25 protein-coding genes are annotated in these 25,825 nt (G+C 60.6%); 16 read left to right on the top strand and 9 right to left on the bottom strand.

Annotated elements, in window-relative coordinates:
• Positions 1–36: 36 nt before the first annotated feature.
• The 3 genes from cysW (CIW50_RS20810) to cysP form a co-directional block, all read right to left on the bottom strand.
• Positions 37–885 carry a sulfate ABC transporter permease subunit CysW gene (gene cysW, locus CIW50_RS20810; RefSeq protein WP_149533114.1) on the bottom strand — a complete coding sequence of 283 codons (849 nt, stop codon included), beginning with the start codon at positions 883–885 and terminating at the stop codon, positions 37–39.
• A gap of 38 nt (positions 886–923) precedes the next feature.
• A complete protein-coding gene (cysT, locus tag CIW50_RS20805) occupies positions 924–1,751 on the bottom strand; it encodes a sulfate ABC transporter permease subunit CysT (protein ID WP_149533087.1) in 828 nt (275 codons plus the stop codon).
• A gap of 84 nt (positions 1,752–1,835) precedes the next feature.
• Complete coding sequence (gene cysP, locus CIW50_RS20800) at positions 1,836–2,849, bottom strand: thiosulfate ABC transporter substrate-binding protein CysP (protein WP_149533086.1); 1,014 nt, start codon at positions 2,847–2,849, stop codon at positions 1,836–1,838.
• Positions 2,850–3,148: 299 nt separating this feature from the next.
• Between cysP and cysG the strand changes: the two genes are divergently transcribed.
• From cysG to CIW50_RS20745, 11 genes are all read left to right on the top strand, one after another.
• Entirely contained in the window at positions 3,149–4,585 is a 1,437-nt protein-coding gene (gene cysG / locus CIW50_RS20795; RefSeq protein WP_149533085.1) for a siroheme synthase CysG, read from the top strand.
• On the top strand, positions 4,582–4,896 hold the full coding sequence (locus CIW50_RS20790; protein WP_149533084.1) for a DUF2849 domain-containing protein: 315 nt from the start codon (positions 4,582–4,584) through the stop codon (positions 4,894–4,896). The genes cysG and CIW50_RS20790 overlap by 4 nt, the downstream gene beginning before the upstream one ends.
• 12 nt (positions 4,897–4,908) lie before the next feature.
• Entirely contained in the window at positions 4,909–6,564 is a 1,656-nt protein-coding gene (locus tag CIW50_RS20785) for a nitrite/sulfite reductase (protein WP_149533083.1), read from the top strand.
• Positions 6,551–7,063 carry a DUF934 domain-containing protein gene (locus CIW50_RS20780; RefSeq protein WP_149533082.1) on the top strand — a complete coding sequence of 171 codons (513 nt, stop codon included), beginning with the start codon at positions 6,551–6,553 and terminating at the stop codon, positions 7,061–7,063. The genes CIW50_RS20785 and CIW50_RS20780 overlap by 14 nt, the downstream gene beginning before the upstream one ends.
• A 207-nt stretch (positions 7,064–7,270) precedes the next feature.
• Positions 7,271–8,260 (top strand): sulfate ABC transporter substrate-binding protein, encoded by a 990-nt coding sequence (locus tag CIW50_RS20775; protein ID WP_149533081.1) that lies wholly within the window; start codon positions 7,271–7,273, stop codon positions 8,258–8,260.
• A gap of 66 nt (positions 8,261–8,326) precedes the next feature.
• Positions 8,327–9,163 carry a sulfate ABC transporter permease subunit CysT gene (cysT, locus tag CIW50_RS20770; protein WP_502707515.1) on the top strand — a complete coding sequence of 279 codons (837 nt, stop codon included), beginning with the start codon at positions 8,327–8,329 and terminating at the stop codon, positions 9,161–9,163.
• A 6-nt stretch (positions 9,164–9,169) separates the two neighbouring features.
• Positions 9,170–10,063, top strand: a complete 894-nt coding sequence (gene cysW / locus CIW50_RS20765; protein ID WP_149533079.1) for a sulfate ABC transporter permease subunit CysW — start codon at positions 9,170–9,172, stop codon at positions 10,061–10,063.
• Positions 10,053–11,093, top strand: a complete 1,041-nt coding sequence (locus CIW50_RS20760) for a sulfate/molybdate ABC transporter ATP-binding protein (RefSeq protein WP_149533078.1) — start codon at positions 10,053–10,055, stop codon at positions 11,091–11,093. Before cysW (CIW50_RS20765) ends, CIW50_RS20760 begins: the two co-directional genes overlap by 11 nt.
• A gap of 83 nt (positions 11,094–11,176) precedes the next feature.
• Positions 11,177–11,686, top strand: coding sequence for a CAP domain-containing protein (locus tag CIW50_RS20755; RefSeq protein ID WP_149533077.1), 510 nt, complete (start codon positions 11,177–11,179; stop codon positions 11,684–11,686).
• 108 nt (positions 11,687–11,794) lie between these two features.
• Positions 11,795–12,991, top strand: a complete 1,197-nt coding sequence (locus CIW50_RS20750) for a DUF3734 domain-containing protein (RefSeq protein ID WP_149533076.1) — start codon at positions 11,795–11,797, stop codon at positions 12,989–12,991.
• Positions 12,991–13,779, top strand: a complete 789-nt coding sequence (locus CIW50_RS20745) for a 3-hydroxybutyrate dehydrogenase (RefSeq protein WP_149533075.1) — start codon at positions 12,991–12,993, stop codon at positions 13,777–13,779. The genes CIW50_RS20750 and CIW50_RS20745 overlap by 1 nt, the downstream gene beginning before the upstream one ends.
• 76 nt (positions 13,780–13,855) lie before the next feature.
• Here CIW50_RS20745 and CIW50_RS20740 read toward each other — a convergent pair whose 3' ends face one another.
• Both CIW50_RS20740 and CIW50_RS20735 read right to left on the bottom strand, forming a co-directional pair.
• Complete coding sequence (locus tag CIW50_RS20740; RefSeq protein WP_172980402.1) at positions 13,856–15,229, bottom strand: flippase; 1,374 nt, start codon at positions 15,227–15,229, stop codon at positions 13,856–13,858.
• A gap of 113 nt (positions 15,230–15,342) precedes the next feature.
• Positions 15,343–16,170 carry a protein-disulfide reductase DsbD domain-containing protein gene (locus CIW50_RS20735; RefSeq protein ID WP_149533074.1) on the bottom strand — a complete coding sequence of 276 codons (828 nt, stop codon included), beginning with the start codon at positions 16,168–16,170 and terminating at the stop codon, positions 15,343–15,345.
• A 154-nt stretch (positions 16,171–16,324) separates the two neighbouring features.
• Between CIW50_RS20735 and CIW50_RS20730 the strand changes: the two genes are divergently transcribed.
• Positions 16,325–16,963: a YqgE/AlgH family protein gene (locus CIW50_RS20730; RefSeq protein WP_149533073.1), complete on the top strand. Its 639-nt coding sequence runs from the start codon at positions 16,325–16,327 to the stop codon at positions 16,961–16,963.
• Between the two features lie 39 nt (positions 16,964–17,002).
• Here the strand turns inward: CIW50_RS20730 and CIW50_RS20725 are convergent, their stop codons facing one another.
• Entirely contained in the window at positions 17,003–19,879 is a 2,877-nt protein-coding gene (locus tag CIW50_RS20725) for an EAL domain-containing protein (RefSeq protein ID WP_172980406.1), read from the bottom strand.
• A gap of 123 nt (positions 19,880–20,002) precedes the next feature.
• Positions 20,003–20,998, bottom strand: a complete 996-nt coding sequence (locus tag CIW50_RS20720; protein ID WP_149533072.1) for an NAD(P)H-quinone oxidoreductase — start codon at positions 20,996–20,998, stop codon at positions 20,003–20,005.
• A 108-nt stretch (positions 20,999–21,106) separates the two neighbouring features.
• On the opposite strand from CIW50_RS20720, the gene CIW50_RS20715 reads away from it, so the two are divergent.
• From CIW50_RS20715 to CIW50_RS20700, 4 genes are all read left to right on the top strand, one after another.
• Positions 21,107–21,298, top strand: a complete 192-nt coding sequence (locus CIW50_RS20715; protein ID WP_149533071.1) for a DUF1192 domain-containing protein — start codon at positions 21,107–21,109, stop codon at positions 21,296–21,298.
• A 448-nt stretch (positions 21,299–21,746) separates the two neighbouring features.
• On the top strand, positions 21,747–22,259 hold the full coding sequence (gene rcdA, locus CIW50_RS20710) for a protease adaptor protein RcdA (RefSeq protein WP_149533070.1): 513 nt from the start codon (positions 21,747–21,749) through the stop codon (positions 22,257–22,259).
• 86 nt (positions 22,260–22,345) lie between these two features.
• Positions 22,346–23,431 carry an acyltransferase family protein gene (locus CIW50_RS20705; RefSeq protein ID WP_149533069.1) on the top strand — a complete coding sequence of 362 codons (1,086 nt, stop codon included), beginning with the start codon at positions 22,346–22,348 and terminating at the stop codon, positions 23,429–23,431.
• 324 nt (positions 23,432–23,755) lie between these two features.
• Positions 23,756–24,589 carry a MipA/OmpV family protein gene (locus CIW50_RS20700; protein WP_149533068.1) on the top strand — a complete coding sequence of 278 codons (834 nt, stop codon included), beginning with the start codon at positions 23,756–23,758 and terminating at the stop codon, positions 24,587–24,589.
• Positions 24,590–24,641: 52 nt separating this feature from the next.
• Here CIW50_RS20700 and CIW50_RS20695 read toward each other — a convergent pair whose 3' ends face one another.
• Together CIW50_RS20695 and rpmE are read right to left on the bottom strand one after the other, a co-directional pair.
• Complete coding sequence (locus tag CIW50_RS20695) at positions 24,642–25,265, bottom strand: TetR/AcrR family transcriptional regulator (RefSeq protein ID WP_149533067.1); 624 nt, start codon at positions 25,263–25,265, stop codon at positions 24,642–24,644.
• A 175-nt stretch (positions 25,266–25,440) separates the two neighbouring features.
• Positions 25,441–25,671, bottom strand: a complete 231-nt coding sequence (rpmE, locus tag CIW50_RS20690; protein ID WP_068735135.1) for a 50S ribosomal protein L31 — start codon at positions 25,669–25,671, stop codon at positions 25,441–25,443.
• Positions 25,672–25,825: the final 154 nt, after the last annotated feature.

The raw sequence follows: 25,825 nt of genomic DNA, 5'->3' as shown, positions 1-25,825 counted from the left end.
CGCCAAGGCTACCCGGTGAGAAGTCCCCTCAAGGGATCAGTGGCCCGGCAGCCGGGCAGAAGCCTGCGCGTGGTCGGGCGAGAGGCGCTCCAGCACCAGTTTGATGACGATGGTGAGCAGCGCCACGGCGGTCAGAACTGTCGCTGCGGCGAATGCGCCCGCGACATTGTAGTCCTGATACAAAAGTTCGATCTGCAGGGGGAGCGTCGTGGTTTGGCCGCGGACATTGCCTGAGACGACGGAGACCGCGCCGAATTCGCCCATCACGCGGGCATTGCACAGGATCGCGCCATAAAGCACGGCCCAGCGCACATTCGGCAGGGTGACGCGCAGGAACGTCGCAAACCCTGACGCGCCGAGCGTGACGGCGGCTTCTTCCTCGTCGGTGCCCTGCACCTGCATCAGCGGGATCAGCTCGCGCGCCACGAACGGCGCGGTGACGAACATCGAGGCCAGCACGATGGCCGGCAGCGCGAACATCACCTTGATGCCCATGAATTCGATGATCGGACCGAAAAGGCCCTGCGTGCCGTAGACGAATAAATAGGCGACGCCGGCCACGATCGGCGAGATTGAATAGGGCAGCTCAATCAGCGAGATCAGCAGCGTACGGCCGGGAAAGTTGAACTTGGTCACTGTCCAAGCGGCGGCGAGACCGAACATGATGTTGAACGGCACGGCTATCAGTGCGGTGATGACCGTTAGCCAGATCGCATGTTGCGTGCCGGGCTCGGTTAGGCTGCTGAAAAATGCACCGATGCCTTGAGAGAGTGCCGAACTGAAGATCAGCGCCAATGGAGCGATCAGAAACAGCAACGTCAGCAGTGCAACGACCCCGAGTACGACACGCCGCGTGACCGGACCGGCGCCAACAGGCGTTACCATCCATTCCGTATGGGCGCGTTCGCTTGTCGGGCGCACCGTTATGCGTCTCCCCGGCCGAGATAGCGCAGGTTCCAGGCCTGCACAGCATTGGTGATGATGAGCATCGCAAAGGCCATTGCCAGCATCACCACGGCGATCGCGGCTGCAGCTTCGTAATTATACTCCTCAAGCCGGATGTACGTGAGCAGCGCCACGATCTCGGTTTTCATCGGCTGGTTGCCGGCGATGAAGATCACCGCTCCGAACTCGCCGAGGCTGCGCGCGAATGACAGTGAGCAGCCGGCGAGGAAGGCCGGAAAGATTGCGGGAAAGATCACGCGCCAGAGGATCTGGAGATCATTGGCGCCGAGCGAGCGACCGGCTTCCTCGACATCCGAGCCGAGATCCTCGATCACGGGCTGCACTGTGCGTACCACGAAAGGAATGCTGGTGAAGGCCATGGCGATGGCAATGCCCAGCGGGGTATAGGCGACCTGAATGCCGAGCGCATCCAGCGGTGCACCGAACCAGCCGTTCTTCGAGAATAATGCAGTGAGCGCGAGACCGGCGACGGCAGTCGGCAGCGCGAAGGGCACATCGACCAGCGCATCGAGAATGCGCTTACCAGGAAACTCATAGCGTGCCAGCACCCATGCCAGCAGCAGGCCGTAGATTGCGTTGAAAGCGGTAGCTGCAAGCGCCATCGTGACCGTGACGCGGATTGCAGAGAGCGTGCGCGGCGACGACAGGATGCCCCACAATTGTGCGAGGCCGACATCCGATGCCTTCAGGATCAGCGCGCACAGCGGCAGCAGCACGATCGCTCCGAGATAGAGGAGCGTGATGCCGAGCGAGAGCCCGAAACCTGGAATGACGCTGCGTCGCAAGGGGATCGATCCGGTGATGAAAAAGCTTCGGAGCGCACGCGGCGCTCCGAAGGCATCTCTTAGACTATTCGCTTGGAAAAGAAATCAGCGTCCACCGCCGAACAGCTGATCCAGCTTCGCGCCGGGATTGAGGTGTTCTTTGTTCAGCTTGTCCCAGCCGCCAAACTCATCCTCGACGCGATAGAGCTTCACCTCGGGGAACTTGTCCTTGTATTTTGCCATCACGCCGGCATCGGTGACGCGGTTGTAGCCCTTCGCCTCGATATTCTGGCCCTCCGGCGAATACAGGAATTCGAGATAGGCGGTGGCCAGCGCTTTCGTGCGGTGTTTCTCCGCATATTTGTCGACCATAGTGACCGGGAATTCGGCGAGCACGCTGGTCGGCGGTACGACGACTTGGTACTTGTCCTTGCCCGCGATATCGCGGATCGACGAGGTTTCTGCCTCGAAGGTGATCAACACGTCGCCGGTGCCGCGCTCGACGAAGGTCGTGGTGGCGGCGCGGCCACCGGTGTCGAACACGGGGACATTGGCGAACAGCTTCTTGATGAAGTCGTCGGCCTTGTCGGTGCCGTACTTGTTCTTCGCGAAGGCATAAGCGGCCAGATAGGTGTAGCGCGCATTGCCTGAGGTCTTCGGGTTTGGGAAAATCACCTGGACGCCCGGTTTCACCAGGTCGTCCCAGTCCTTGATACCCTTCGGGTTACCTGCACGCACGAGGAAGGCCGGCAGCGAGTAATAGGGCGAGGAATTGTTAGGCAATCGCTTCGCCCAATCCGCCGGGATCAGCTTGCCACGGTCATAGAGCACCTGCACGTCGGTGACCTGGTTGAAGGTCACCACGTCGGCCTCCAGGCCTTCGAGGATCGAGCGCGCCTGCCGCGACGACCCGTTATGCGACTGGTTGATGGTCACGTCCTGGCCGGTCTTGGCCTTCCACTGCTTGGCGAAAGCAACATTGATCTCGGCATAGAGCTCGCGCGAGATGTCGTAGGAGACATTGAGCAGCGTGTTCGGCGTCTGGGCCTGCGCGCCAGGAGTGACGATGCCAAGGCTCGTAACAAGGCCTGCTGCGAGGGTGATAATGAAGCGGTTCACGTGTAGTCCCCTGTATGTGTGCGATTGAGCGGTCGGGAGCGGCGGCTGCGGCGTTTTGCCCGGCAAACGGTCCGGAATTTGCTGCGCAACGGAGTCATCCATAGGTGCAGTTCCGCGCAATGCCTGCATCAGACGACCGTTCCCGAGAAGAAGCATCTACGGCGCTAGGTGTTTGGAGGTAATAATTCTATAGTTAGAACGCTCAGAAGAAGTAAAAATCTTCTCTTTGCGCATCTTTATCGAGAGATATATAGAATATAATTCCAGTCAACCCCGAGTTTCGGGGCAGCGGAGTGTGCATGCGCTTTCTGCCTGTCTTCCTCGATCTGCAGACCGGTCCGATCCTTCTGATTGGGCAGGGCGAGCTCGTGCGCGCCAAGCTGCGGTTGCTGTTGGCGGCCGGCGCGCGGATTCGCTGGTATGCGACGGACGGCGATCGCAACACGTCCGGGCTCGATGCCAAGGACGTAGTGCGCATCGAACATGCCGAGGGCGATCCGCTGACCGCCGATCTTTCGGGTGTCATCGCGGTGCTTTGCGCTGGCGCTGGTGAACTTGGCCACGCGGTTGCCGCGCGCGTCAAGGCGAACGGCGTGCCCGTCAATGTGATGGACGAACTCGCGCATTCCACGTTCATCTTTCCGGCCATCGTCGATCGGGGCGATGTGGTCGTCGCCGTTGGCACTGGCGGCTCGTCGCCGGTTGTGGCGCGGCGTGTGCGCGAAAAGATCGAGGCAATGCTGCCTGCGCGGATCGGCGATCTCGCCGGCTTTATCGGGCGCTGGCGCAAACCGATCAACGACAAGATTGCCGAGGCTCCGTTGCGTCGCAGGTTCTGGGAGCGCATCGTCGATGGTCCGATCGGCGCGCTGGTGCTGGCGGGGCGCGGTACCGAGGCCGAGAAGGCGCTGGCGGAAATCGCCGATCTCTCGATTTATGCTGGTGCAGAGCAGGCCGGCGTTGTCGAAGGTCATGTCACGCTGGTGGGAGCAGGGCCGGGCGATCCGGATCTCCTGACCATCAAAGCGTTGCGCGCACTGCAAGACGCCGACGTTGTATTTTACGACGAGCTGGTGTCACCCGAAGTGCTCGATCGCATCCGCCGTGATGCATCGCGCATTCCGGTAGGTCGCCGGGTCGGCAAGCCTGGCATCGGTCAGGATGCGATCCACAAGCTGCTGATCGAAGCCGCGAAAGCTGGGCAACGCGCCGTGCGCCTCAAGGGTGGAGATCCCTTCATCTTCGGGCGCGGTGGCGAGGAGATCGAAGCGCTGCGCGAAGCTGGTGTTGCTTACTCCATTATCCCCGGCATCACAGCAGGCCTTGGCGCTGCGGCTATGTTCGAGGCGCCGCTGACCTATCGCCGCGAAGCGCTGCGCATCACCTTCCTGACGGCTCACAAGGAAAAGGATGCCGACAAGGTCGAATGGTCGACTCTCACCGACGAGAAGATGACCGTTGTTGTTTATATGGGTATGACCGCTGCGCCCACGATCCGTGCTGGATTGCTCGCTGCCGGGCGCTCGCCGCAAACGCCGGTTGGCGTGTTTGCGCGCGTGACGCGTCCGGACGCGCGAGCGGCGGTGGGTGTGCTCGACGATCTCTCGGCGCTGGTCGACCAGATCGATGGCGGTCCGGCCATTCTCATCATCGGTGACGTCGTGGTGCATTCCGCGCCATGGCGCGCCACTCAGATCAACAAACTCGTTTCAGATTTATTGGTGGCTGCCGAATGACATCTCCGCTGCAACAGAAAATCAAGATCAACGGCCCCTCGGTTGTCACGGCCAACCGCACTTGGGACGGCGTGGTCATCTATCGCGACGCCCATAAAGGCTGGACCACCGACTTGGCACAGGCTGCCATCGTGCACACCGCCGATGATGCGCGTGCGCTGCTTGCTGAATCCACAGCTGATGACGTTGGCGCCATCGGTCCCTACATTGCGCCTGTCGCAGTCAACGACAACGGCGTTGTCGAACCCGGCAACCTCCGCGAACAGATTCGTCGGCAGGGTGTCACCATCGACCTTCCGGTTTCGGCTTAAGGCACCTGAATCATGTATGCTTACGATGAAATCGATCGCACGCTGATCAACGAGCGGGTCGCGGAATTCCGCGATCAGGTGAAGCGCCGCCTCGCAGGTGAGCTCACCGAAGACGAATTCAAGATGCTGCGGTTAATGAACGGCGTCTATCTTCAGCTTCACGCCTATATGTTCCGCGTCGCCATTCCCTATGGCACGCTGTCATCGCCGCAACTGCGCAAGATGGCGCATGTGGCGCGACGCTATGACCGTGGCTATGGCCACTTCACCACGCGGCAGAACATCCAGTTCAATTGGATCAAGCTGGCCGATCTGCCGGATGCGCTGGAAGATCTCGCTTCGGTCGGCATTCATGCGATGCAGACCTCGGGCAATTGCACGCGCAATGTCACCACCGATCAATGGGCAGGTGTCGCGCCGGGCGAGGTGGAGGATCCGCGCATCTGGGCGGAGTTGCTGCGGCAGTATTCCACCATGCATCCGGAATTCTCGTTCCTGCCACGCAAGTTCAAGATTGCGATCACTGCGTCGGCCCATGATCGCGCGGCGATCAAGGTGCATGACATCGGTCTGCGAATTCACAAGAACGAGGCCGGCGAGACTGGCTTCGAAGTGTTGGTCGGAGGTGGCCTCGGTCGCACGCCATTCATCGGCAAGGTGATCAAGCCGTTCGTGCACGGCCGCGACATTCTGAGCTACGTCGAGTCCATCCTGCGCGTCTACAACCAGTATGGCCGCCGCGATAATATCTATAAAGCGCGCATCAAGATTCTGGTTCATGAGCTGGGCATCGAGAAATTCGCTGCCGAAGTTGAGGATGAGTGGCTGGCGATGCGCGACAGTGCGCTGACGCTGGACAACGAGGTTGTCGAGGATATCCGCTCGCGCTTCAGCTATCCGCACTATCAGAAGCTCTCTGACACGCCGGACGAGTTAACGGCCGCGTCGGCCGATCCGCATTTTGCGCGCTGGCTCAAGAACTCGGTCGCGCCACATCAGCGGACCGGCTACGCCATCGTGACATTGTCGTTGAAGCCGGTGGGCGGCCCGCCCGGCGATGCCACGGCTGAACAGATGGACGCGGTTGCCGATCTTGCCGACAAATACTCGTTCGGGGAAATCCGCGTGGGCCATGAGCAAAATCTGGCGCTGCCGAGTGTGGCCAAGCACGACCTGCCGGCGCTGTGGCGCCAGCTCGACAAGCTCGGTCTCGCAACGCCGAACGTCAATCTGGTCACTGACATCATCGCATGCCCTGGCCTCGACTACTGTTCGCTGGCCAATACGCGTTCGATCCCGATCGCGCAGGAACTGACGCGGCGTTTCGCCAATCACGATCTCGCGGAGCTGATCGGTCGGCTGCATATCAATATCTCCGGCTGCATCAATGCCTGCGGCCATCACCATGTCGGCCATATCGGCATTCTCGGCGTCGAGAAGAATGGCGAGGAGTTCTTCCAGATCACAATAGGGGGCCGTGCGGACGAGCATGCCGTGGTCGGCACGCTAATCGGACCGGCAGTGCCTTTTGCCGAGGTTGCTGACGTCATTGAGGATATCGTAGAAGCCTACCTGGCACTGCGTGCTCGGCCGGATGAATTGTTTGTCCAGACTGTTGAACGCCTCGGCGTCGAGCCGTTCAAGGAGCGCGTTTATGCCACTCGTTAAGCAAGGCAAGATCGTTGCCGACGGCTATATTCACGTGGCCGACGATGCGGAGATTCCGGTCGACGGGGCGGCATTGATTCCGGCCGCGCGTTTTCTCGCCGACCCGGAGGTGCTGCTAAAGCGGAGCAACCCGACCGGTGTGATCTGGCCGAACAACCGCGATCCGGAAGAGCTGGTGCCTTATCTCGACAAGCTCGCGGTGGTCGCGCTGGCGTTCCCGTCGTTCCGCGATGGCCGTGCCTACAGCCAGGCGCGTCTGCTGCGTGAGCGTTACAGGTACAAGGGCGAGTTGCGTGCCACCGGCCAGGTCTTGCGCGACCAATTTGTCATCATGTTGCGCGCCGGTTTCGACTCGTTCGAAGTGAAGAAGGATGCCGACGCGGAAGCCTTCGCGGCCACGGTGAAGCGCTACACGGTGTTCTATCAGCCTACCGGCGATGGCCGCATTACGGCGCTACATCAACGCATGCAATTGCGACATTCGGAAAGCGCGCGCTAATTCGCCGCATGACGATCGTTTTCGTGACGCTGGTTAATGACAAATGACCCGCTTGCGATACGATACCCATGCGAAGGCATATTCATAGCACATTGCTGCCGTCATACCGCCAACATTGGAATCTGGTTTCGTTGACTTGGCGGTGCTTCTTCAAGATTTTGCCCCCACCTTATGACGATCGTGTTGTCAGGTTGGATGGAGATCAAAATGGTCCGTCGTGTTCTTCCCGTCATCGCGGGTCTCTTAATTGCAGCATCGGCGCATGCGGCAGACATTTCGCTGCTCAACGTGTCGTACGATCCGACGCGCGAACTATATGTCGATTTCAACAAATCGTTTGCTGCTGCGTATCAGAAGGAAACCGGCAAGAGCGTCGAAATCAAGCAGTCGCATGGCGGCTCGGGGGCGCAGGCGCGCTCTGTGATCGATGGTCTGCAAGCCGATGTGGTCACCCTCGCGCTTGCTTATGACATTGACGCAATCGCCAATAAGGGCCTGTTGGCCAGGGACTGGCAGAAGCGCCTGGCGCAGAATTCGTCGCCCTATACGTCGACCATCGTGTTCCTCGTGCGCAAGGGTAACCCCAAAGGCATCAAGGACTGGGACGATCTGATCAAGAGCGGCGTCAGCGTCATCACGCCGAATCCGAAGACCTCTGGCGGTGCGCGCTGGAACTATCTCGGCGCCTGGGGCTATGCTCTGAAGAAATATGGATCGCAGGACAAGGCCAAAGAGTTCGTCGGTAGCATCTTCAAGAACGTTCCGGTTCTCGATACCGGCGCACGGGGCTCGACCATCACTTTCGTCCAGCGCGGTGTCGGCGATGTCTTGCTGGCTTGGGAAAATGAGGCCTATCTGGCAATCCAGGAGTTCGGCAAGGACAAATTCGAGATCGTGGCGCCGTCGCTTTCAATTCTCGCCGAGCCGCCGGTCGCCGTCGTTGATACCGTCACTGACAAGAAGGGCACCAAAGTCGCTGCGGAAGCCTATCTGAAATACTGGTACACCAAGGAAGGTCAGGAGATCGCCGCGCGCAATTTCTACCGTCCGCGTGATGCCGATATTGCCAAGAAGTACGAGGCCTCCTTCGCCAAGGTTGAGTTGTTCACGATTGACGACGTGTTTGGAGGCTGGACAAAGGCGCAGAGCGAGCACTTTACCGACGGTGGTGTGTTCGACAAGATCTACAAGAACTGACCGTTCGCAACGAAACACCCAGGTCGGCATGCCGGTCTGGGGCTTTTACCGAAGCAAGGGGACATTGTGAGCGCGGCACCTAAACGAAGTGCGTTGCCGGGATTCGGTCTGAGCATGGGCCTGACCCTGACATGGCTGTCGCTCCTGATCCTGATCCCGCTGGCCGGATTGTTCGTCAAGACTGCGGATCTCAGCCTCTCGCAATTCTTCGATACCGTCACCAGCAGCCGGACGCTACACGCGCTCAGGATTTCGTTCGGATTGGCTTTCGCGGCTGCGTTGGTCAATCTGGTCGCTGGCCTGATTATCGTCTGGGCGTTGGTGCGCTACCGCTTTCCCGGTCGCCGGCTGTTCGACGCTATCGTCGACATCCCGTTCGCCCTCCCCACTGCGGTGGCAGGCATCGCGCTGACGACGCTGTTCGCGCAAAATGGATGGCTTGGCGCGCCGCTTGCGTCGCTCGGCATCAAGGTGGCGTTCACGCCGCTCGGCATTTTCCTTGCGATGGTGTTCATTGGTATTCCGTTCGTGGTCCGCACAGTGCAGCCGGTCCTGATCGATCTCGATGTCGAGATCGAAGAGGCTGCCGTCTGTCTCGGTGCGTCGCGCTGGCAGACCATCACCCGCGTGATCATTCCCAGCCTCACGCCTGCCATTCTCACCGGTTTCGCTCTGGCTTTCGCCCGCGCCGTCGGTGAATATGGCTCCGTCATCTTCATCGCCGGCAATCTTCCGAATGTGTCGGAGATCGCACCACTCTTGATCGTCATCCGGCTGTCGGAATTCCGCTACGCCGATGCGACGGCGATCGCGGTGGTGATGCTGGTCGTCTCGTTCCTGATCATCCTCCTCCTCAATCGGCTGCAGCGCTGGGCGCAGACCCGTGCGCTGGCCGTGAGTTGACCTGACATGACCATTACAATTATCAATTCGCCAGTCACCGTGGAGCGCGCCCAGTCAGTGGCACGACATGATCCACATACCGAACCATGGCTTGTGCGCGGGATCATTATCAGCGTTGCGGTGACGTTCCTGACTGTCTTCGTCGTGTTGCCGCTGATTCTGGTGTTCTCGGAAGCCTTGTCCAAGGGCGTCGGGTTCTATCTGTCGGCTTTGGCAGATTCCGAGGCGCTCGCAGCGATCTGGCTGACGCTTATCACGGCGGTGATCTCGGTCAGCCTCAATCTGGTGTTCGGCGTTGCCGCCGCCTGGGCGGTGGCCAAATTCGAATTCAGGGGCAAGACCCTGCTGGTGACGCTCATTGATCTGCCGTTCTCGGTCAGTCCGGTCATCTCCGGTCTGGTGTTCGTGTTGCTGTTTGGCGCGCAGGGTTTCTTTGGGCCATGGCTGATGTCGCATGGCATCAACATTCTGTTTGCCGTTCCGGCGATCGTACTGGCGACAACCTTCGTCACCTTCCCGTTCGTCGCCCGGGAATTGATCCCGCTGATGCAGGAGCAGGGATCGCAGGAGGAAGAGGCCGCGATCTCACTGGGTGCGAGCGGCTGGCGCACCTTTATCGTGGTGACGCTCCCCAACATCAAATGGGGTCTGCTCTACGGTGTGCTGTTGTGCAATGCGCGGGCAATGGGTGAATTTGGCGCGGTTTCGGTGGTGTCGGGCCACATTCGCGGCGAGACCAACACCATGCCGCTGCTGGTGGAAATCCTGTATAATGAATATCAACTGGTGGCGTCGTTCGCGATCGCGTCCCTGCTGGCCCTGCTGGCGCTCGTAACGCTGATCGCAAAGACCATCCTCGAAGGCCAGATCGAAGAAGGACAGCTGCACCGTGACGATTGAAGTTCGGAATATCGTAAAGCAGTACGGTGCCTTTAAGGCGCTAGATAATGTCGACCTCCGGGTCGCGGATGGTGAATTGCTCGCGCTGCTTGGGCCGTCCGGTTCCGGCAAGACGTCATTGCTGCGAATTATCGCAGGGCTTGACTGGCCGGATGCCGGTGAAGTCTCGTTCGACGGCGAGAACGCATTGGCGCGCGGCGCCGGCGAGCGTCATGTCGGTTTCGTATTTCAGCATTATGCGCTGTTCCGCCATATGAGCGTGTTCGAGAATGTTGCCTTCGGCCTGCGCGTGCAGCCGCGCGCCGTGCGCAAGAGCGAAGCGCAGATCCGAGCGCGGGTGAAGGAATTGCTCGATCTCGTGCAGCTTGACTGGCTCGCCAATCGCTACCCGAGTCAGCTGTCCGGCGGGCAGCGCCAACGCATCGCGCTAGCGCGCGCACTGGCCATCGAGCCGCGGATTCTGTTGCTAGACGAGCCGTTCGGCGCGCTCGATGCCAAGGTACGCAAGGAATTGCGCCAATGGCTGCGTACGCTCCACGAGGAAATCCACGTCACCTCGATCTTCGTCACGCATGACCAGGAGGAGGCACTCGAAGTCGCCAACCGCGTCGTGGTGATGGACAAGGGCAAGATCGAACAGATAGGCACGCCTGGTGACGTTTACGACAATCCGGCGACGGCTTTCGTGCACTCATTCATAGGCGAGTCGATCGTGCTCCCGGTCGATGTGCGCGACGGCCAGGTGAAGCTCGGCCATCGCCCGCTCAACATCGACGCGGGCAGTGCCGTCGGTCCCTCGAAACTGTTTGTTCGTCGTCACGACATGCAGATCGGTCCTGTCGGGGAGGGGGCCTTCGAAGGCACTGTGCGCCGCGTCCGCACTTTCGGCCCGATCCAGCGCGCCGATATTGCACTGTCCGACGATGATACGCTGGTGGAAATCGATGCCCCGCGCGACCGTCCGCTCACCACGGGCGATGCGATCAGCTTGCAGCCGCGCCGATACCGGATTTTTGCCGGGCAGGAGTGACGGCGCTTTCAAAAAATCCCCTTCGTTCACCTTTCAGCCACGGTTGGTGTGCAACAACGGCCCCTTGATTTGGGGGATTGCCGATGAAGCGGGTGGCTCTGGCCAGTCTGGGATTTCTGTTGCTGGCAGGGTGCGCGGGGACCGTCGATACCGTGCCGGACCAGCCCACCATGTATCTCAGCATGGCCAATGGCGGCGCAAAGCTCGACCCTGTGGCGGCGGCTTCGATGATCTCGCTTTACCGGCAGAACAACGGCCTCGGCCCGGTAGTGGTCGATCCCGCATTGATGGCGCTGGCGGAAGACCAGTCCACCGCCATGGCGAAACGAAACAAGCTCGATCACGACGTGAAGGCGCCGCTAGCCAAGCGTCTGAATGCCGGCGGTTATCCGGCGACCCTGGCGGTCGAGAACGTCTCGGCCGGCTATCACACCATGGCTGAAGCTTTCTCTGGCTGGCGGGACTCGCCGCCCCACCGGGCCAATATGCTGAAGTCCGGTGTCACAAAACTGGGCATCGCGGCGATCTATGCTCCCAACACCAAATACAAGGTGTTCTGGACCATGATCCTGGCTTCGACCGAATCTAAATAAGCCTCCCAAGATAGCCGAAGCGTGATGGTGCTCTGCACCATCTGTGATTGACGCCGCGACAAGGGAGCGGCACGGTATGGTTCCCGTCGCCGATGATCGAGTGGTCCCATGGATATATCCGATCAGCCTCAATCCCGGGCCACCAGCAAGCCCGCAGAGGCCAAGCGCGTGCTGGTGCTGCAAGGCGGCGGTGCGCTCGGCTCATATCAAGCCGGCGCCTATGAGGCGCTTTGCCACCATGACTTCGAGCCGGAATGGGTGGCCGGAATTTCCATCGGCGCCATCAACGCTGCGATCATCGCGGGAAACGAGCGCGACAAGCGGATCGGCAAGCTCAAGGAATTCTGGGAAATGGCGGCGTCGCCGGTGCCCTGGAGTCCAATGCTGACCGACGACCGCGCCCGCTCTTTTTTCTATGAGGCTGGTGCCGCTGTCATTGCGACCTTCGGCGTGCCAGGATTTTTCGCGCCGCGGATTCCGCCTGCGCCGTTGTGGCCGCCCGGCAGTCCGCAATCGCAGAGCTATTACGACACTGCACCGCTGAAGGCGACGCTGGAACGGCTGGTTGACTTCGATCGCCTCAACGATTGCAAGACGCGCCTGAGCGTCGGTGCCGTGAGCGTCACCACCGGCAACTTCACCTACTTTGACAATACGCTCTTCAAGAAAGATCGCAAAAGGATCGAGCCCGAACACATCATGGCCTCCGGCGCGCTGCCGCCGGGCTTTCCCTCGATCGTCATTGATGGCGAACATTTCTGGGATGGCGGCATCGCCTCCAACACGCCTCTGGATTTCGTACTGGACGATGTGACCAGCGATCTTCTGGTCTTCCAGGTCGATCTGTTCAGTGCGCGCGGGCCACTGCCGCAATCGATCCTGGAGGCGCAGGAGCGTGAAAAGGACATTCGCTTCTCCAGCCGCACCCGCATGAATACCGACAAGAACAAGAAGATCCACAACATCCGCAAGGCGCTGCGCGATCTGATCGGAAAATTACCGGAGGACCTGAAGCAGGACCCCGGCGTGGCGCTGCTGTCGGAAGCCGCCAAGGAAAATACCGTTACGGTGGTGCATCTGATCTATACGAGCAAGAATTACGAGTCGTCGTCGAAGGATTATAATTTCTCGCGCATCGGCATGGTCGAACACTGGAACGCCGGTGAGCGCGATGTATTCCTGTCGATGCGCCACAAGGACTGGTTCGAGCGGCCACAATCCGATGAATCGATGGTGACCCATGCGCTCACGGCCGACGACTACAATAACCTTCCGCTGCATTTGACGTCTAACAGGAGCAAGTAATGGCTAATCTCACAGGCAAGACTGCCGTCGTCACCGGGTCGACCAGCGGCATCGGGCTGGCCTATGCCCGCGCTTTCGCCAGCGCCGGCGCCAACATCGTGATCAACGGCATGGGCGCACCGGAAGACATCGAGAAAGAGCGCGCGGCGATCGAAAGCGACTTCAAGGTCAGGGCCATCCACTCGCCCGCCGACATGACAAAGCCTGCGGAAATCGCAGGGATGATCGCGCTCGGCGAAAGCACCTTCGGTTCGGTCGATATCCTCGTCAACAATGCCGGCATCCAGTTTGTGTCGCCGATCGAGGAGTTTCCCATCGAGAAGTGGGATGCGATCATCGCCATCAATCTCTCGTCGGCCTTTCATGGCATTCGCGCGGCTGTTCCCGGTATGAAGAAGCGCGGCTGGGGCCGCATCATCAATACCGCCTCGGCGCATTCGCTGGTCGCATCACCGTTCAAATCCGCCTATGTCTCCGCTAAGCACGGCATCGCCGGCCTGACCAAGACCGTGGCGCTGGAAGTGGCCACCCACAAGATCACCTGCAACTGCATCTCACCGGGCTATGTCTGGACGCCATTGGTGGAGAAGCAGATCCCCGACACGATGAAGGCGCGGGGCCTCACCAAGGAGCAGGTCATCAACGACGTGCTGCTGGCAGCACAGCCGACCAAGGAATTCGTCACCTCCGAGCAGGTGGCGGCCTTGGCGCTGTTTCTGTGCGGTGACGATGCCGCGCAGATTACGGGCACCAACCTGTCGATCGATGGCGGCTGGACGGCGGAGTAGGCAAACAACGCCGTCATGCCCGGGACAAGCCCGGGCATGACGTGGAGGTGGTAGTGCGTCCAGCGTAGGGGGAAGTTTAAGAACGCTTCCCGAACGCCAGCACGTGCAATCCCAGCCGCTGCCGCACGATCCAGAACAACAAGATCGTCTCGAACGTCAGCGCGATGGATGTCGCTGCCGCTGCGCCATGGCCACCGAATTTGGGCACCAGCATGAGACACAGCACCAGATTCATCAAGAAGGCCGACGCATAGGCTACGGCGCAGATGTGCTGGTGGCCCAGCATGTTCAGCAGACGCTCGACCGGGCCGATGGCGGCGCGGACCACGAGGCCGATGGCGGCGATGAACATGATGTCGTAACCGCTGGTGAATTGCGGGCCGAACAGCCACAGCAGCGGCTTGCCCAAAGCGAGTAGGATCAGTGTCGCGGCCAATGACGGCCAGAACGTCCATTTGATGGCATGCGTCACATAAGCGGCGAGGCGGTCCTTGTCGCCGGCGGCGTGATATTCGGTGAAGCGATGCGCCGTTGTCGCCGACATCGCGTAATGAATGAACGACACCAGCGCCAGGGTCTTCACCACAGCGAAGTACACGCCGACCTCATCGGATGAGACGAACTGCTGCAGCACCAGCACGTCGGTATAGGACAGCAGCAGATAAAAGCTCTCGACCAGCAGGATCGGCAGCGAGACCGCGAGCCATCCACGATAGTCATAGGCCTTTGGGCCAGGCTCAATATGGGTGTGAAGCCGGCGGTTGAGCACGATCATCTGGCCGGTCATCGCGACCCAGACGGCAGCGACGCTGGCCAGCATTGCGATGGTCGCACCAAGCTTAAAGCCCAGTGCGAAGGCGCCGGCGGTGAAGCCGATGATCAGCGCCTGGCGGATGATAAATTGCGGCATCAGGCCGAGGCGCATCCAGTCATGCGAACGCGCGATGCCGTCCTGCGTGTTGGCGACGACAAAAGCGGGAAGCGTCAGGCAGCCGAGATAGAGCGGCACCACGGTAGCAGCATCGATCCAGGGTGAGATGAGTTTGACGAGGCCCGCGAGCAACAGCGAGACGATGAGCGAGACGATGCCGGTCATCCAGCGGCTGCCAGAGAGAAAGCCGCGCAGCCGTGCGTAGTCACCGCTGGCGCGATATTCCGGGATGATCTTCTGGGCCGAGGCGGCGATGCCGAAATCCATCATCGAGCCGAGCAGCAACACCCAGGTCCAGACATAGACGTAGATGCCGTAATCTGACGTGCCCATCCAGCGCGCCAGCAGGATCTGCGAGAAGTAAGCGAATCCGGCCGAGATTACGCGAATGAGGAAGATGGTGCCGGCGAGACGGCGCGTGAGCGAGGCTTCGCCTGAGCCGGTGAACAGCGCGCGCAGTCTGGCCTTGAGGCCAGCGGGCTCGCTTGCGGGTGCGGAGTCTGCGTCCATCACGGCCACGACAAGGTCCTCAGCCGCAGGCGTGCGGCAGCGGTCTAGCGTAGCAAGCAGTCGTTAATATCCGGTTGGATGGAGGCGCACAGGTTGTGCGGAATTGCTACGCGCCAGCGGTATCAGGGCAGGTTGACGTTGAATTCGTAGGCGCGGTCGCTGCCGACCAGCGTCAGTTTCAGCGCGGCGCCGTCGGTCGTGGCGCCGGGTGGCACGCCATCCAGTTCGAAGCTGAAGCGCTTCACGCCTGGCGGACTCTTGGCCTCGAGTTTGGGGATCGGCAGCGCCCATTCCGGCGTCGGTCCCTCGACGAACAGGTTGGGCTCGCTGCCTTCGGGCGCAACGACGTCAACGAACACATTTCTGCCCTCTCGCTTGAGGTCGCGCACCGTCAGCGGATTGGCGTCGCCGATGGTAGCCGGCTTGGGCACCGTATCCAGTGCCGTGGTCAGCGCGCCATCTTCAGTGCTTGCCACGCTAGTAAAAGCGAGTTCAGCATTGGCGTCGACCGGGATACACAGCTTGTCGCAGACCGCGTAATTGATCGCCGCACGGAGAATCACCGCTTTGCCGGGGTCCTTGGCGATCACCCGCATCGGCAGCACCACCTGTTTCACATAGCCCAACGACAGGCCACCGGCCCCATCCTCGAATTTTTTCGGCGCCGGCCACAGGATGGTGACGGTATCCAGGTTCTCCGATTTGGAGAAATCGAAGCGTGGAGGCACCCCGGAATCACCGGGATTCCGCCAGTAGGTGTGCCAGCCGGGCTGCAGCTGGATCGCGATACCCCCCAGCATCACAGGACCGCTACGCGAGCCTGCCACAAGCCTGATCTGCGAATGACTGTCTATCTGCCAAGGTGAGGTATCCTCCGCCAGCGCGCTGCAGGTGAGGAGCAGGCCCGCGGCGCAGACAGCGACAATGTGATGCGGAACAGATGCGGTCATCGGGCGTCCTTACAGGGTAGGCCTGTCATAAAGCCAAACCTGTCTTAAGCTATTGAACTGCTTGTGATCCGGTTTTCGTATGCGTTGCGGAAGGCAGATTGACAGAACCCGGACCCAATATCAGGATAAGCAACGAAATGAGAGCGGTTTGCTGATGGAACCCACGCGCAAGCGACCTCGGAAAAGCCGTGCGAAATCCAGCGCTGGCGACACTGGCAACTACCTCGACGGGCAGTTGTTGATCGCCATGCCTGTGATGGAAGACGAGCGCTTCGCCCGTTCGGTGATTTACGTCTGTGCGCATTCGTCGGAAGGCGCCATGGGCATTATCGTCAACAGGCCTGCAGGCAGCATCGATTTCCCCGAATTACTGGTCCAACTGGACATCATTGAAAAGTCGGACAGCATCAAGCTCCCGGAAAGCGCCGAAAGCATGAAAGTGCTGAAGGGGGGCCCGGTCGAGACCGGCCGCGGTTTCGTGCTGCATTCCAGCGATTTCTTTATCAAAGACGCGACGCTACCGATCGACGATGGCGTCTGCCTCACCGCGACCGTGGATATCCTGCGCGCCATCGCCAATGGTGGTGGGCCCAAGCACGCGATCCTCGCGCTGGGTTATGCCGGCTGGGCGCCGGGCCAGCTTGAAGACGAAATCCAGGGCAACGGCTGGCTGCATTGCGCGGCCGATGAGGATCTCATCTTCGGCGGCGATATCGAGGAGAAGTACATCCGCGCTCTGCAGAAGATTGGCATAGCGCCGGGGATGTTGTCGGCCGAGGCCGGGCACGCGTAAGCATTCGTTGGACTTCTAGTTACCCAGCGGCGGCTCTACTCAGCTCGCCGCTTCCAGCCGCTCTTCCGTCAGCATGCGCATCGCCGCATCCGCATCCATCGGCTCGCCAAAGGCAAAGCCTTGGGCGTATTCGCAGCCGAGCTGATACATTTCCACGGCATCCGAGTCTGTCTCGACGCCTTCGGCGACGACGTCCATGCCGAGGTCGTGGGCCATGGCGATGATCGATTTGAGGATCACTGGGCGGGTGCCCCGTGAGGTGGTGCGGACGAAGGATTGGTCAATCTTCAGCGTATCGAACGGGAAGCGCTGCAGATAAGACAGCGACGAATGGCCGGTCCCGAAATCATCAAGCGAAAGACCCGTGCCGAGTTCGCGGATCCGGTGCAGCATCTGCGCAGCATGTTCCGGATTTTCCATCACCAGTGACTCGGTGAGTTCGAGCTTCAGCGTGCCGCGGGCGACGGATGAGCGTGACAGCACGGTGCGGATGTCATGCAGGAGGTCGTGGCGCAGCAGCTGCCGCGAGGAGACGTTGACGCTGGCGAAGATCGGTTCGCGCGAGCGCATCGCGCGCTGCCAGATCGCGAGCTGGCGTGCCGTCTGGTCCATCACGAACATGCCGAGATCGATGATCAGGCCGATCTCTTCGGCAATCGCGATGAATTCCGACGGCGACATACGGCCGAGCTTGGGATGGTCCCAGCGTGCCAGCGCCTCGAAGCCAGCGATGGAGCGATCTTCCAGCCGCACGATGGGCTGATACAGGATCGTGATTTCCTGGCGCTCGATGGCGCGGCGCAGTTCGGATTCAAGCGTCAGGCGATCCGTTTTGCGGGCGCGCATCGCAGGTTTGTAGACATCGATACGATCGCCGCCGATCCGTTTCGAATGATACATCGCGAGCTCGGCATCCTTGATAAGCTCGTCGGTCAGCGGTACCGCGGGATCAGAGAGCGCGAGGCCGATCGAGGCCGTGAGGAAGATCTCGCGGTCGTTGAAGGCAATCGGCGCGCGGATGGTCTTGCGGATGGTTTCGGCAAACGCCGTAATCTTGGCGGCGTCCTGTTCGGACATCAGGATCAGGCCGAACTGGTCGCCGGCGAGGCGGGCCAGCGTGTCCTGCGGCTTGAGAATGCGGGTGAGACGGCGCGCCAGCGTCAGCAGGATCGAATCGCCCACGGCGATGCCGACGGAATCGTTAACCTGTTTGAAGCGATCGAGATCGATCACCATGATGGTCGGCCGCATGGTCGGCACGGTCTTGGAGAAATTCGCGACGGCATTGAGGCGGTCGATGAACAGCTTGCGGTTCGGCAAGCCGGTCAGGTTGTCATGCACCGAGTCGTGCAGCATGCGCTCTTCGGCATTCTTCATCTCGGTGACGTCGGTGAGCGTGCCGACCACGCGCGAGACTTCGCCGTCGGAGCCGACCACCGGGCGCGCCTTGAGCGCGAACCACATAAAGTGACCGTCAGGGGTGCGCAGGCGGAAGTCCTGCACGAGGCGACCACGGCGCTGGTCGAGCACGCTGTCCAGCGCGGCCCGGAAGCGGTCCTGATCGAGCGGATGCAGTACTTCAAGCCAGCTCGCGGCCGGGCCCTCCAGCGTGCCGCGCTTGAGACCGAGCAGGGCCTCGGTCTCGGGACTGGTGAATACCTTGTCGGCGGAGACGTCCCAATCCCAGATCAGGTCACCGGAGCCGGTCAGCGCCAGCGCGCGGCGCTCGACGTCGGAGACAACGCCATTGGTGGCGCCGCCGCCTGCGAAAGCGTGCTGCATGACCGTGAAGCCGATTAGCATCACGATCAGAACCAGCCCGCCGAGCAGTGCAGGGCCGACAATGTCATTAGTGACGCTGCCCGCAACCGTCATGCCGGCCGCGACGACCCAGACCACGAGCAGAAACCAGGTCGGAATCAACAATACAGCGCGGTCGAAACCGTGGGTGGAGAGATAGACGATCAGCGCGAAGCCGGCGAAAGCGATCAGCACCAGCGAGATGCGCGCGATGCCCGAGGCAACCGCAGGATCGAATAGCGCCAAGCCGACGAGTGAACCGAGAAACGCCAGCCAGCCGAGCGTGATGTGCGAGTAGCGCACATGCCATCGACTGAGATTGAGATAGGCGAACAGAAACACCAGCAGAGTCGCTGCCAGGATTGCTTCGCCCGACGCGCGCCAGACACGCTCGGCGCCCGACGACATGTCCAGCACCTTGCCCCAGAAGCCGAAGTCGACGCCGATATAGACCAGCACGGCCCAGGCCAGCGCCGCGGCAGCCGGGAACATGATGCTGCCCTTCACGACGAACAGGATCGTCAGCACCAACGCCAGCAGGCCGGAAATGCCGATGACGATGCCTTGGTAAAGCGTAAAGGAGTTGACCTTGTCCTTGTAGGCTTCCGGCTCCCACAGATAGAGCTGCGGCAGTTTGTTGGTGCGCAGTTCGGCGACGAAGGTGATGACGGCACCGGGGTCGAGGGTGACGCGGAAGATGTCGGCCGTGGCCGAGTCCTGACGCTCCGGACGATCGCCAGTCGATGGCGTGATCGTCGCAATGCGCGAGAGGCCAAGATCGGGCCACAAGAGGCCGGACGACACGATGCGATAATGCGGCGCAACGATCAGACGATCGAGCTGATCGTCGGTGTTGTTGGCGAGCGCGAACACCACCCAATTCTGACCGGCTTCGCGGCCACGCACCTCGATGCGGCGGACGATGCCGTCGGTGCCGGGCGCGGTGGAGACCTGGATGCGGTCGGTGTCGCTATGCTGATATTCGAGGATGCCGGTGAGATCGATCGCAGGCGCATCACCGCGGACGCTGACAGCGTCAACAGCCTGTGCCGGTGCTGCGGCAACAACAATCATGAGGGCCAGCGCGAGGGGCGCGAGCCACCTGATCAAACGCAATGTCATTCTCCGCGATCAACAAAACATCGACCCTGCGTCACGCAGAAGCAGGGCCATTTCCCGACGCGCGATAAATGACATGAAAGCGAGATAAATCAAAGGGTTTCCGGCTGTTCTCCAGCCCTAAACCACCAACACAATTTTGCCAATATGTGCGCTGGTTTCCATGCGTTTGTGCGCATCTGCGGCCTTTTCCAGCGGGAAAGTGCTGTCCATCAGAGGCTTAACCTTGCCAGCCTTCAGCAGCGGCAGGACATTTGCCTCGATCGCCCTAACCATGGCGGCCTTGTCGGCATTGGAGCGGGGTCGCAGGGTCGAACCGGTATAGTGCAGCCGCTTCACCATGATCTTGGCGGCGTTGATAGTGGCTTTCGGGCCGTTCAGCACCGCAATCTGCACGATGCGGCCATCGATGGCGGCGGCGTCGAAGTTCTTTTCCACATAGTCCGCGCCTACCATGTCCAAGATTAGCTCGACGCCGGTCTTGGTGATCTCCTTGACGCGTTCGACGAAATCTTCCGTCTTGTAGTTGATGGCGTGATCGGCGCCGAGCTTCAAGCAGGCATCGACCTTGTCCTGCGAGCCGACGGTGACGATCACCTTGGAACCGAGCGCCTTGGCGAGCTGAATTGCCATGGTACCGATGCCGGAAGAACCACCATGGATCAACACGGTCTCGCCTGGCTGCAATCCGCCGCGCTCGAACACATTGTGCCAGACGGTCATCAGCGTTTCGGCGGTGGCGCCGGCTTCTGTCATAGAGAAGCCTTCGGGGACCGTCATCGCCTGCGCGTCCTGGGCGATGCAATATTGTGCGTAGCCACCGCCGGCGACCAGCGACATCACCTTGTCACCGAGCTTGTGTTTGGTGGCGCCTTCGCCGAGGGCGACGACTTCACCGGAGATTTCGAGGCCCGGCAGATCGCTGGCGCCGGGCGGCGGCGGGTAGGCGCCGGAGCGCTGCGCAACATCAGGGCGGTTCACGCCGGCAGCTGCGACCTTGACCAGGATTTCGCCGGGGCCGGGCTTCGGAACGGAACGCGTTTCGGGAATCAGCACCTCGGGACCACCCGGTTTGCTGATACCAACGACGGTCATTTGCGCGGGCAGCTTTTCCATGATTTGTCCTTGCGGCGTACGGGATGTTGACTGGTGATCTGATTAAACAGCCGGTGCGACGCTGGCAACATCTGGTGCATATTCGAATTTGAGACGGGGAGGGCCCCAATGGCGATCGACGACGACGATAAACCGAAGCAGACAGTCAGCCACGAGATCGGGCAGGACCTCTCGCTGCTATCGGTGGAAGAACTCGCCGAGCGGATCGCGCTGCTCAACGGCGAGATCACGCGGCTGCAATCGAGCATGACCTTGAAGCGCGCGACGCGCGATGCAGCGGATCGATTTTTTAAATCGTGAAGTATCTATCGCCCGGATAAGCGAAGCGATATCCGGGGACAACGCCGCCCGGGTTCCTTCAAATCACGGCATCGGCATTGTCTCATTCCGAGACAGATTGCGACGCTTCGCATGGCAAACGGATCGTGAAGAAAGCCCGCGCATTTACGCGCAATTAAGCTTTCTCGCATATTACTCAAATTGTCCTTGTTTGGACACCGAGTGGCTCCTGTCCACTCTGTTTGACGCCTCCCTGTTATCAACTTTATAGCCGCCGGAAACGGCGGCTCTTTTTTTGGTACTCATGTCTTCTTTTGGGGCGCCCGCGATCCTTAAATCGCGTTGGAAACCATAAATACTTCTTTAATTTTACGCCGCTGGACTCTCGCGCACGCACGCGTAATGATTTGTTCATCATAAGCCCGCCGTTCAGAGCTGGCTGCGAAACCACCTGCGTGAGGCGTTAACTATGTCGGATCGTTTGCATCGCGAACCCGCTCTTGTTCAGTTCAGCGAGCGGCTGACCAATTCCGCTGCCTTCGGCGCCTTGTTTCGCGAGGGGATGGATCTGGTCGAAGAGACCGCAGCCTATCTCGACGGTCTCGGCCGTACCGAGGCCAAGGCGCTGGATCGCTCCGTCAGCCTGACCTACGCCACCGAAAGCATGCGTCTCACCACGCGCCTTATGCAGCTTGCCTCTTGGCTCCTGCTGCACCGTGCAGTGAAGGAAGGCGAGATGACGCTGACTCAGGCCAATCGCGAAAAGACCAAGGTGAAGCTCAGCGCCGCAGATCCTAGCCCGGAAGAAATGTTGCTCAAATTGCCCGAGCAGTTGCAGATACTGATCGCACGTTCGATGGTGCTGCAGACCAAGGTTCGTCGTCTCGACATCTCGATCCACGCCGCGACCACCACGCATGCCCCGATCGGCAATCCGTTGGTGCCGCAGCTCAATCGCCTGAAGGCCGCGTTCGAACGCTGAACACGCGTTCCTCACATTCCTGAACGCTGTTCCTCGCTCGCTGCTCATGCGCTAAACATGAGCCAGGTGCAGCGGGGGCATTTGCGATGGCAGGCGATATCAGGGCATTGACCGGGGTGCGCGGCGTCGCTGCCGCTGTCATCGTGGTGTATCATTTCGGCGATGTGCAGCTCGCAACCGGCGGCACCGGCTCATTCTTCCGCATTCCCTACGGCTATCTGCTGGTCGACCTGTTCTTCATGCTGTCAGGCTATGTGATGGCGCTCACCTATCGCGACGCGTTCCTGCATCTCACTGGCAAGGCGTTTGCGCATTTCATGCTGAAGCGGGTCGCGCGGTTATACCCGGCTTACTTCATTATTGGACTGTTATATGTGGTCAAGATCGCGGCTGGTCTGTCCGGTGAGAAGCTGGAGATGTATTCAGCCTGGGACTGGACCGGCAACCTGCTGATGATGACCGGCTGGGGTCTCTACATTTTCCCGGTCATTGGCGTTGCCTGGGCCGCGAGCGCCGAAATGGGCTCCTATCTGCTGCTGCCGATCCTGATGCCCTTCACTCAGCGCGGCAGCAAATGGATCGCGGGCGTTGCCGTGATCGTGGCGTTGCTCGGCATCTATGCCGTCAGCATCAGTGGCCGCGGTTCGGGCGGGCCGCTCGACGTCGTCAACGGCAATTCACTTTATCCATTGCTGCGCGCGGTGGCGGGCTTCACGCTGGGCCTCGCGATCTTCCGCTTCGGCAGTCTGGTCGATCGCCTGTCGGCGAGCGTGCAGGACATCCTCGTGATCGCACTTCCGTTCGCGATCGTCGCCGTCGGTCTGGCCGATGCGAGCGATCGACTGATGTATCTGCTCTACATCCCGCTGGTCGCGGTCCTCTCGCGTGACGGCCGGATGGCGCAGCTGTTGTTCGGCAATGCGCTGGTTTATCGACTAGGTATCATATCCTATTCGATTTACCTGATCCACCCGCTTTTCATCAGCTTCACGGTGCGGACCTGGCGGCATTTCGGCCAGATCGAATGGGTATATGTCGCTGCATCGCTGGTTGCTTTCGCTATCATCTGGGCGCTGGCGGAAGTGAGCTATCGCTTCGTCGAAATGCCCGGCCGCAACTGGATCACGCAGCGCTTCATCCCGCGGAGAAGCGACGCGCCTGCGAAGGCGTAGGCTCATCGGCTATAATGTCGGTGCTGCGGCGCGATGCCGCAGACTGCAACGATCTCTTCTTTCAGATATCACTGCCACGTTGTGCTGAAATGTGAGCGATGACGCCGCAAGCATAGCGTCTTCTCTCGCAAAGCGTTGCTGGCATAGGGTTTCTCGACCGGGAGCTACACGTCCGGCGTCTAACCAATGCGAGTTTGGAGGAGAGATCGCGTCCGCTATCTTTGCATTGCTGTGGTGACTCCATGTCGCACGGAGACAATCGCAACGATGTGGCATTGAAGCGCGGCCACACAGAAACTCCGCGCCGGTCCAAATGGGAATTTGATGTCTTTGTCTCGTGGGCTGATCGTTGTGATTGGTGTGTTGGCAGGGCCGGCGGTAGCGGTGGCGGCTGATCCAGTGGTGATGCTGCCATCCGTGCCCTTCGTGCCCTCGGCCTCCGGTGGCTGGACCGTGACCGTCGGGATCGGCGGCGAAATGCAGCCGTCCTATGAAGGCGCGGGTAGCTCCAAGCTTGGGCCGAAGCCGATCATCTCTATACGCCGGGCGGGCACGCCGGCGCGTTTCAAGAGCATGCGGGACAATGCGAGCTTCGCCCTGATCGATGTCGGCGGCTTTCGCGCCGGTCCGGTCGGCGCCTACAAAGGCTCCCGCAAGGCCAGCGACCACAGCGAGTTGCGTGGCTTGAAGGACGTCGACTTTGCCGTTGAGCTCGGCGGCTTCGCCGAGTATTACGCTTTCGACTGGCTGCGTCTTCGCTCAGAATTGCGCCGCGGTTTCGGCGGTCATGAGGGCGTCGTCGCGGATTTCTCGGCGGATGTGATCGTGCCGATCAACGAACGCATGACCTTCGCGGCCGGCCCGCGCTACACCGCGACCAACGCAAAGTACACATCGGCCTACTTCAGCGTCAGCAATGTTGAGGCACTGGCCTCCGGCCTGCCGGTCTACGACGCCAAGGGCGGTTCAAGCTCGGTCGGTGCCGGTGCGCAGCTGCGCTACAAGCTCGATCCGCAGTGGGAAGTACGCGGCTATGTGGAATACGACAAGCTGCTCGGCAGTATCGCTGACAGCCCACTGGTGAAATTCCGGGGATCCACCAATCAGGTCACCTACGGCGTCGGCGTAGCTTATTCGTTCGACGTGGGCGTGCGCTAGCACCGCGCGCCTGCACAGCGTGGGCCAACACCGCGCTTGCTGGTTCACGCTTCTAGCGATCTCCGAGCAGATAGTACGACAACATCGTATCCAGCTCCTGTTCCAGCTCGCCATTAGCGAAGGCGTCTGGACGGAATGCGATCGCAGCATCAAGCGCCGAGCCGACCATTTTCGGAATGAAGAAGCTGCCGGCCTCGCGATTGAAGCCGGGGCGCAGCTCGTCGGCATGACTGTCGAACATGCCGCGCAACAGGCCTTGTCGCTGCGGGAAGCGATCGAATGGCCACTGAACAGGCGGGCGGCCCGAGGCCGTCTCCATCAAGACTTTCAGCAGCGGCAGGACGCGTGCGTGCTGGCTGATTGCGGTGTTCAGGCCGGAACGGAGGAACCCGCGCAGATCCAGCCCTTCGAATTCTGAAATGGTCTGCCAGATATTTTCGGACATTTGCGCTTCCGTCCGGCCATGGAGGGCTCCGAACAGTGCGTCCCGATTCGGAAAATACTGATAGAGGGAGCCGATGCTGACGCCGGCGCGTTCGGCGATCCTGTTGGTGGTGGCGCGTTCGTAGCCTTCGTCCACCAGCACGAGGGCAGCGGCGTCCAAGAGGATGCCCACGGTCGCAACGGAGCGCGCCTGACGCGGCTTCTTGCGGTGGTGCCCGGTGTTGGTCGGCATGGTCTCGTTGCGCCCCCGCGCAAGGTGATGTGGCGCACCTTATTGGGAGGGTAACGGAGGCGGTTTTAAGGTACCGGCGTGACATTGGTCGGCCAGTAACGAAAAACGCCCCTGCATGTTGCAGAGGCGTTTTGAAAGGCAGTCGGACCAGCCCGAAAGGGCCGATCTAAAAGGATCAGTCTTCCTTTTTGAGGAAGCCCGAGAACTTCTTCTGGAAGCGCGACACGCGGCCACCGCGGTCGAGAAGCTGGGTGGTGCCGCCGGTCCAGGCCGGATGCGACCGCGGATCGATGTCGAGGTTCAGCTTGTCGCCTTCCTTGCCCCAGGTCGAGCGGGTCTGATACTCGCTACCGTCAGTCATAACGACGGTAATGTTATGATAATCCGGGTGAATTTCGGCTTTCATGACGGTTCCTTCGGCGCGCCGGCGCCTGAATCTCTGTGATTTCGATGGCGGATTTGGCCGCTCTATATCGCAGGAACGTGCAGGAGACAAGGACCGCCGTGACGGATCGTCCCCTCTCGGGTCATTACTCCCGGGCAATTTACCCGCCAGGAAT

The sequence above is a fragment of the Tardiphaga sp. P9-11 genome (genome assembly GCF_008329525.1).
Classification (GTDB): Bacteria; Pseudomonadota; Alphaproteobacteria; order Rhizobiales; family Xanthobacteraceae; genus Tardiphaga.
This window is presented reverse-complemented; position numbering and strand designations above follow the sequence as displayed.

What these genes read in the sequence shown, in the direction of transcription:
- cysW (WP_149533114.1), bottom strand. Translation starts at nt 885, where the DNA reads ATGGTAACGCCTGTTGGCGCCGGTCCGGTCACGCGGCGTGTCGTACTC.
- cysG (WP_149533085.1), top strand. Translation starts at nt 3,149, where the DNA reads ATGCGCTTTCTGCCTGTCTTCCTCGATCTGCAGACCGGTCCGATCCTT.
- CIW50_RS20790 (WP_149533084.1), top strand. Translation starts at nt 4,582, where the DNA reads ATGACATCTCCGCTGCAACAGAAAATCAAGATCAACGGCCCCTCGGTT.
- CIW50_RS20785 (WP_149533083.1), top strand. Translation starts at nt 4,909, where the DNA reads ATGTATGCTTACGATGAAATCGATCGCACGCTGATCAACGAGCGGGTC.
- CIW50_RS20780 (WP_149533082.1), top strand. Translation starts at nt 6,551, where the DNA reads ATGCCACTCGTTAAGCAAGGCAAGATCGTTGCCGACGGCTATATTCAC.
- CIW50_RS20775 (WP_149533081.1), top strand. Translation starts at nt 7,271, where the DNA reads ATGGTCCGTCGTGTTCTTCCCGTCATCGCGGGTCTCTTAATTGCAGCA.
- cysW (WP_149533079.1), top strand. Translation starts at nt 9,170, where the DNA reads ATGACCATTACAATTATCAATTCGCCAGTCACCGTGGAGCGCGCCCAG.
- CIW50_RS20755 (WP_149533077.1), top strand. Translation starts at nt 11,177, where the DNA reads ATGAAGCGGGTGGCTCTGGCCAGTCTGGGATTTCTGTTGCTGGCAGGG.
- CIW50_RS20750 (WP_149533076.1), top strand. Translation starts at nt 11,795, where the DNA reads ATGGATATATCCGATCAGCCTCAATCCCGGGCCACCAGCAAGCCCGCA.
- CIW50_RS20745 (WP_149533075.1), top strand. Translation starts at nt 12,991, where the DNA reads ATGGCTAATCTCACAGGCAAGACTGCCGTCGTCACCGGGTCGACCAGC.
- CIW50_RS20735 (WP_149533074.1), bottom strand. Translation starts at nt 16,170, where the DNA reads ATGACCGCATCTGTTCCGCATCACATTGTCGCTGTCTGCGCCGCGGGC.
- CIW50_RS20730 (WP_149533073.1), top strand. Translation starts at nt 16,325, where the DNA reads ATGGAACCCACGCGCAAGCGACCTCGGAAAAGCCGTGCGAAATCCAGC.
- CIW50_RS20720 (WP_149533072.1), bottom strand. Translation starts at nt 20,998, where the DNA reads ATGGAAAAGCTGCCCGCGCAAATGACCGTCGTTGGTATCAGCAAACCG.
- CIW50_RS20715 (WP_149533071.1), top strand. Translation starts at nt 21,107, where the DNA reads ATGGCGATCGACGACGACGATAAACCGAAGCAGACAGTCAGCCACGAG.
- rcdA (WP_149533070.1), top strand. Translation starts at nt 21,747, where the DNA reads ATGTCGGATCGTTTGCATCGCGAACCCGCTCTTGTTCAGTTCAGCGAG.
- CIW50_RS20705 (WP_149533069.1), top strand. Translation starts at nt 22,346, where the DNA reads ATGGCAGGCGATATCAGGGCATTGACCGGGGTGCGCGGCGTCGCTGCC.
- CIW50_RS20700 (WP_149533068.1), top strand. Translation starts at nt 23,756, where the DNA reads ATGTCTTTGTCTCGTGGGCTGATCGTTGTGATTGGTGTGTTGGCAGGG.
- CIW50_RS20695 (WP_149533067.1), bottom strand. Translation starts at nt 25,265, where the DNA reads ATGCCGACCAACACCGGGCACCACCGCAAGAAGCCGCGTCAGGCGCGC.
- rpmE (WP_068735135.1), bottom strand. Translation starts at nt 25,671, where the DNA reads ATGAAAGCCGAAATTCACCCGGATTATCATAACATTACCGTCGTTATG.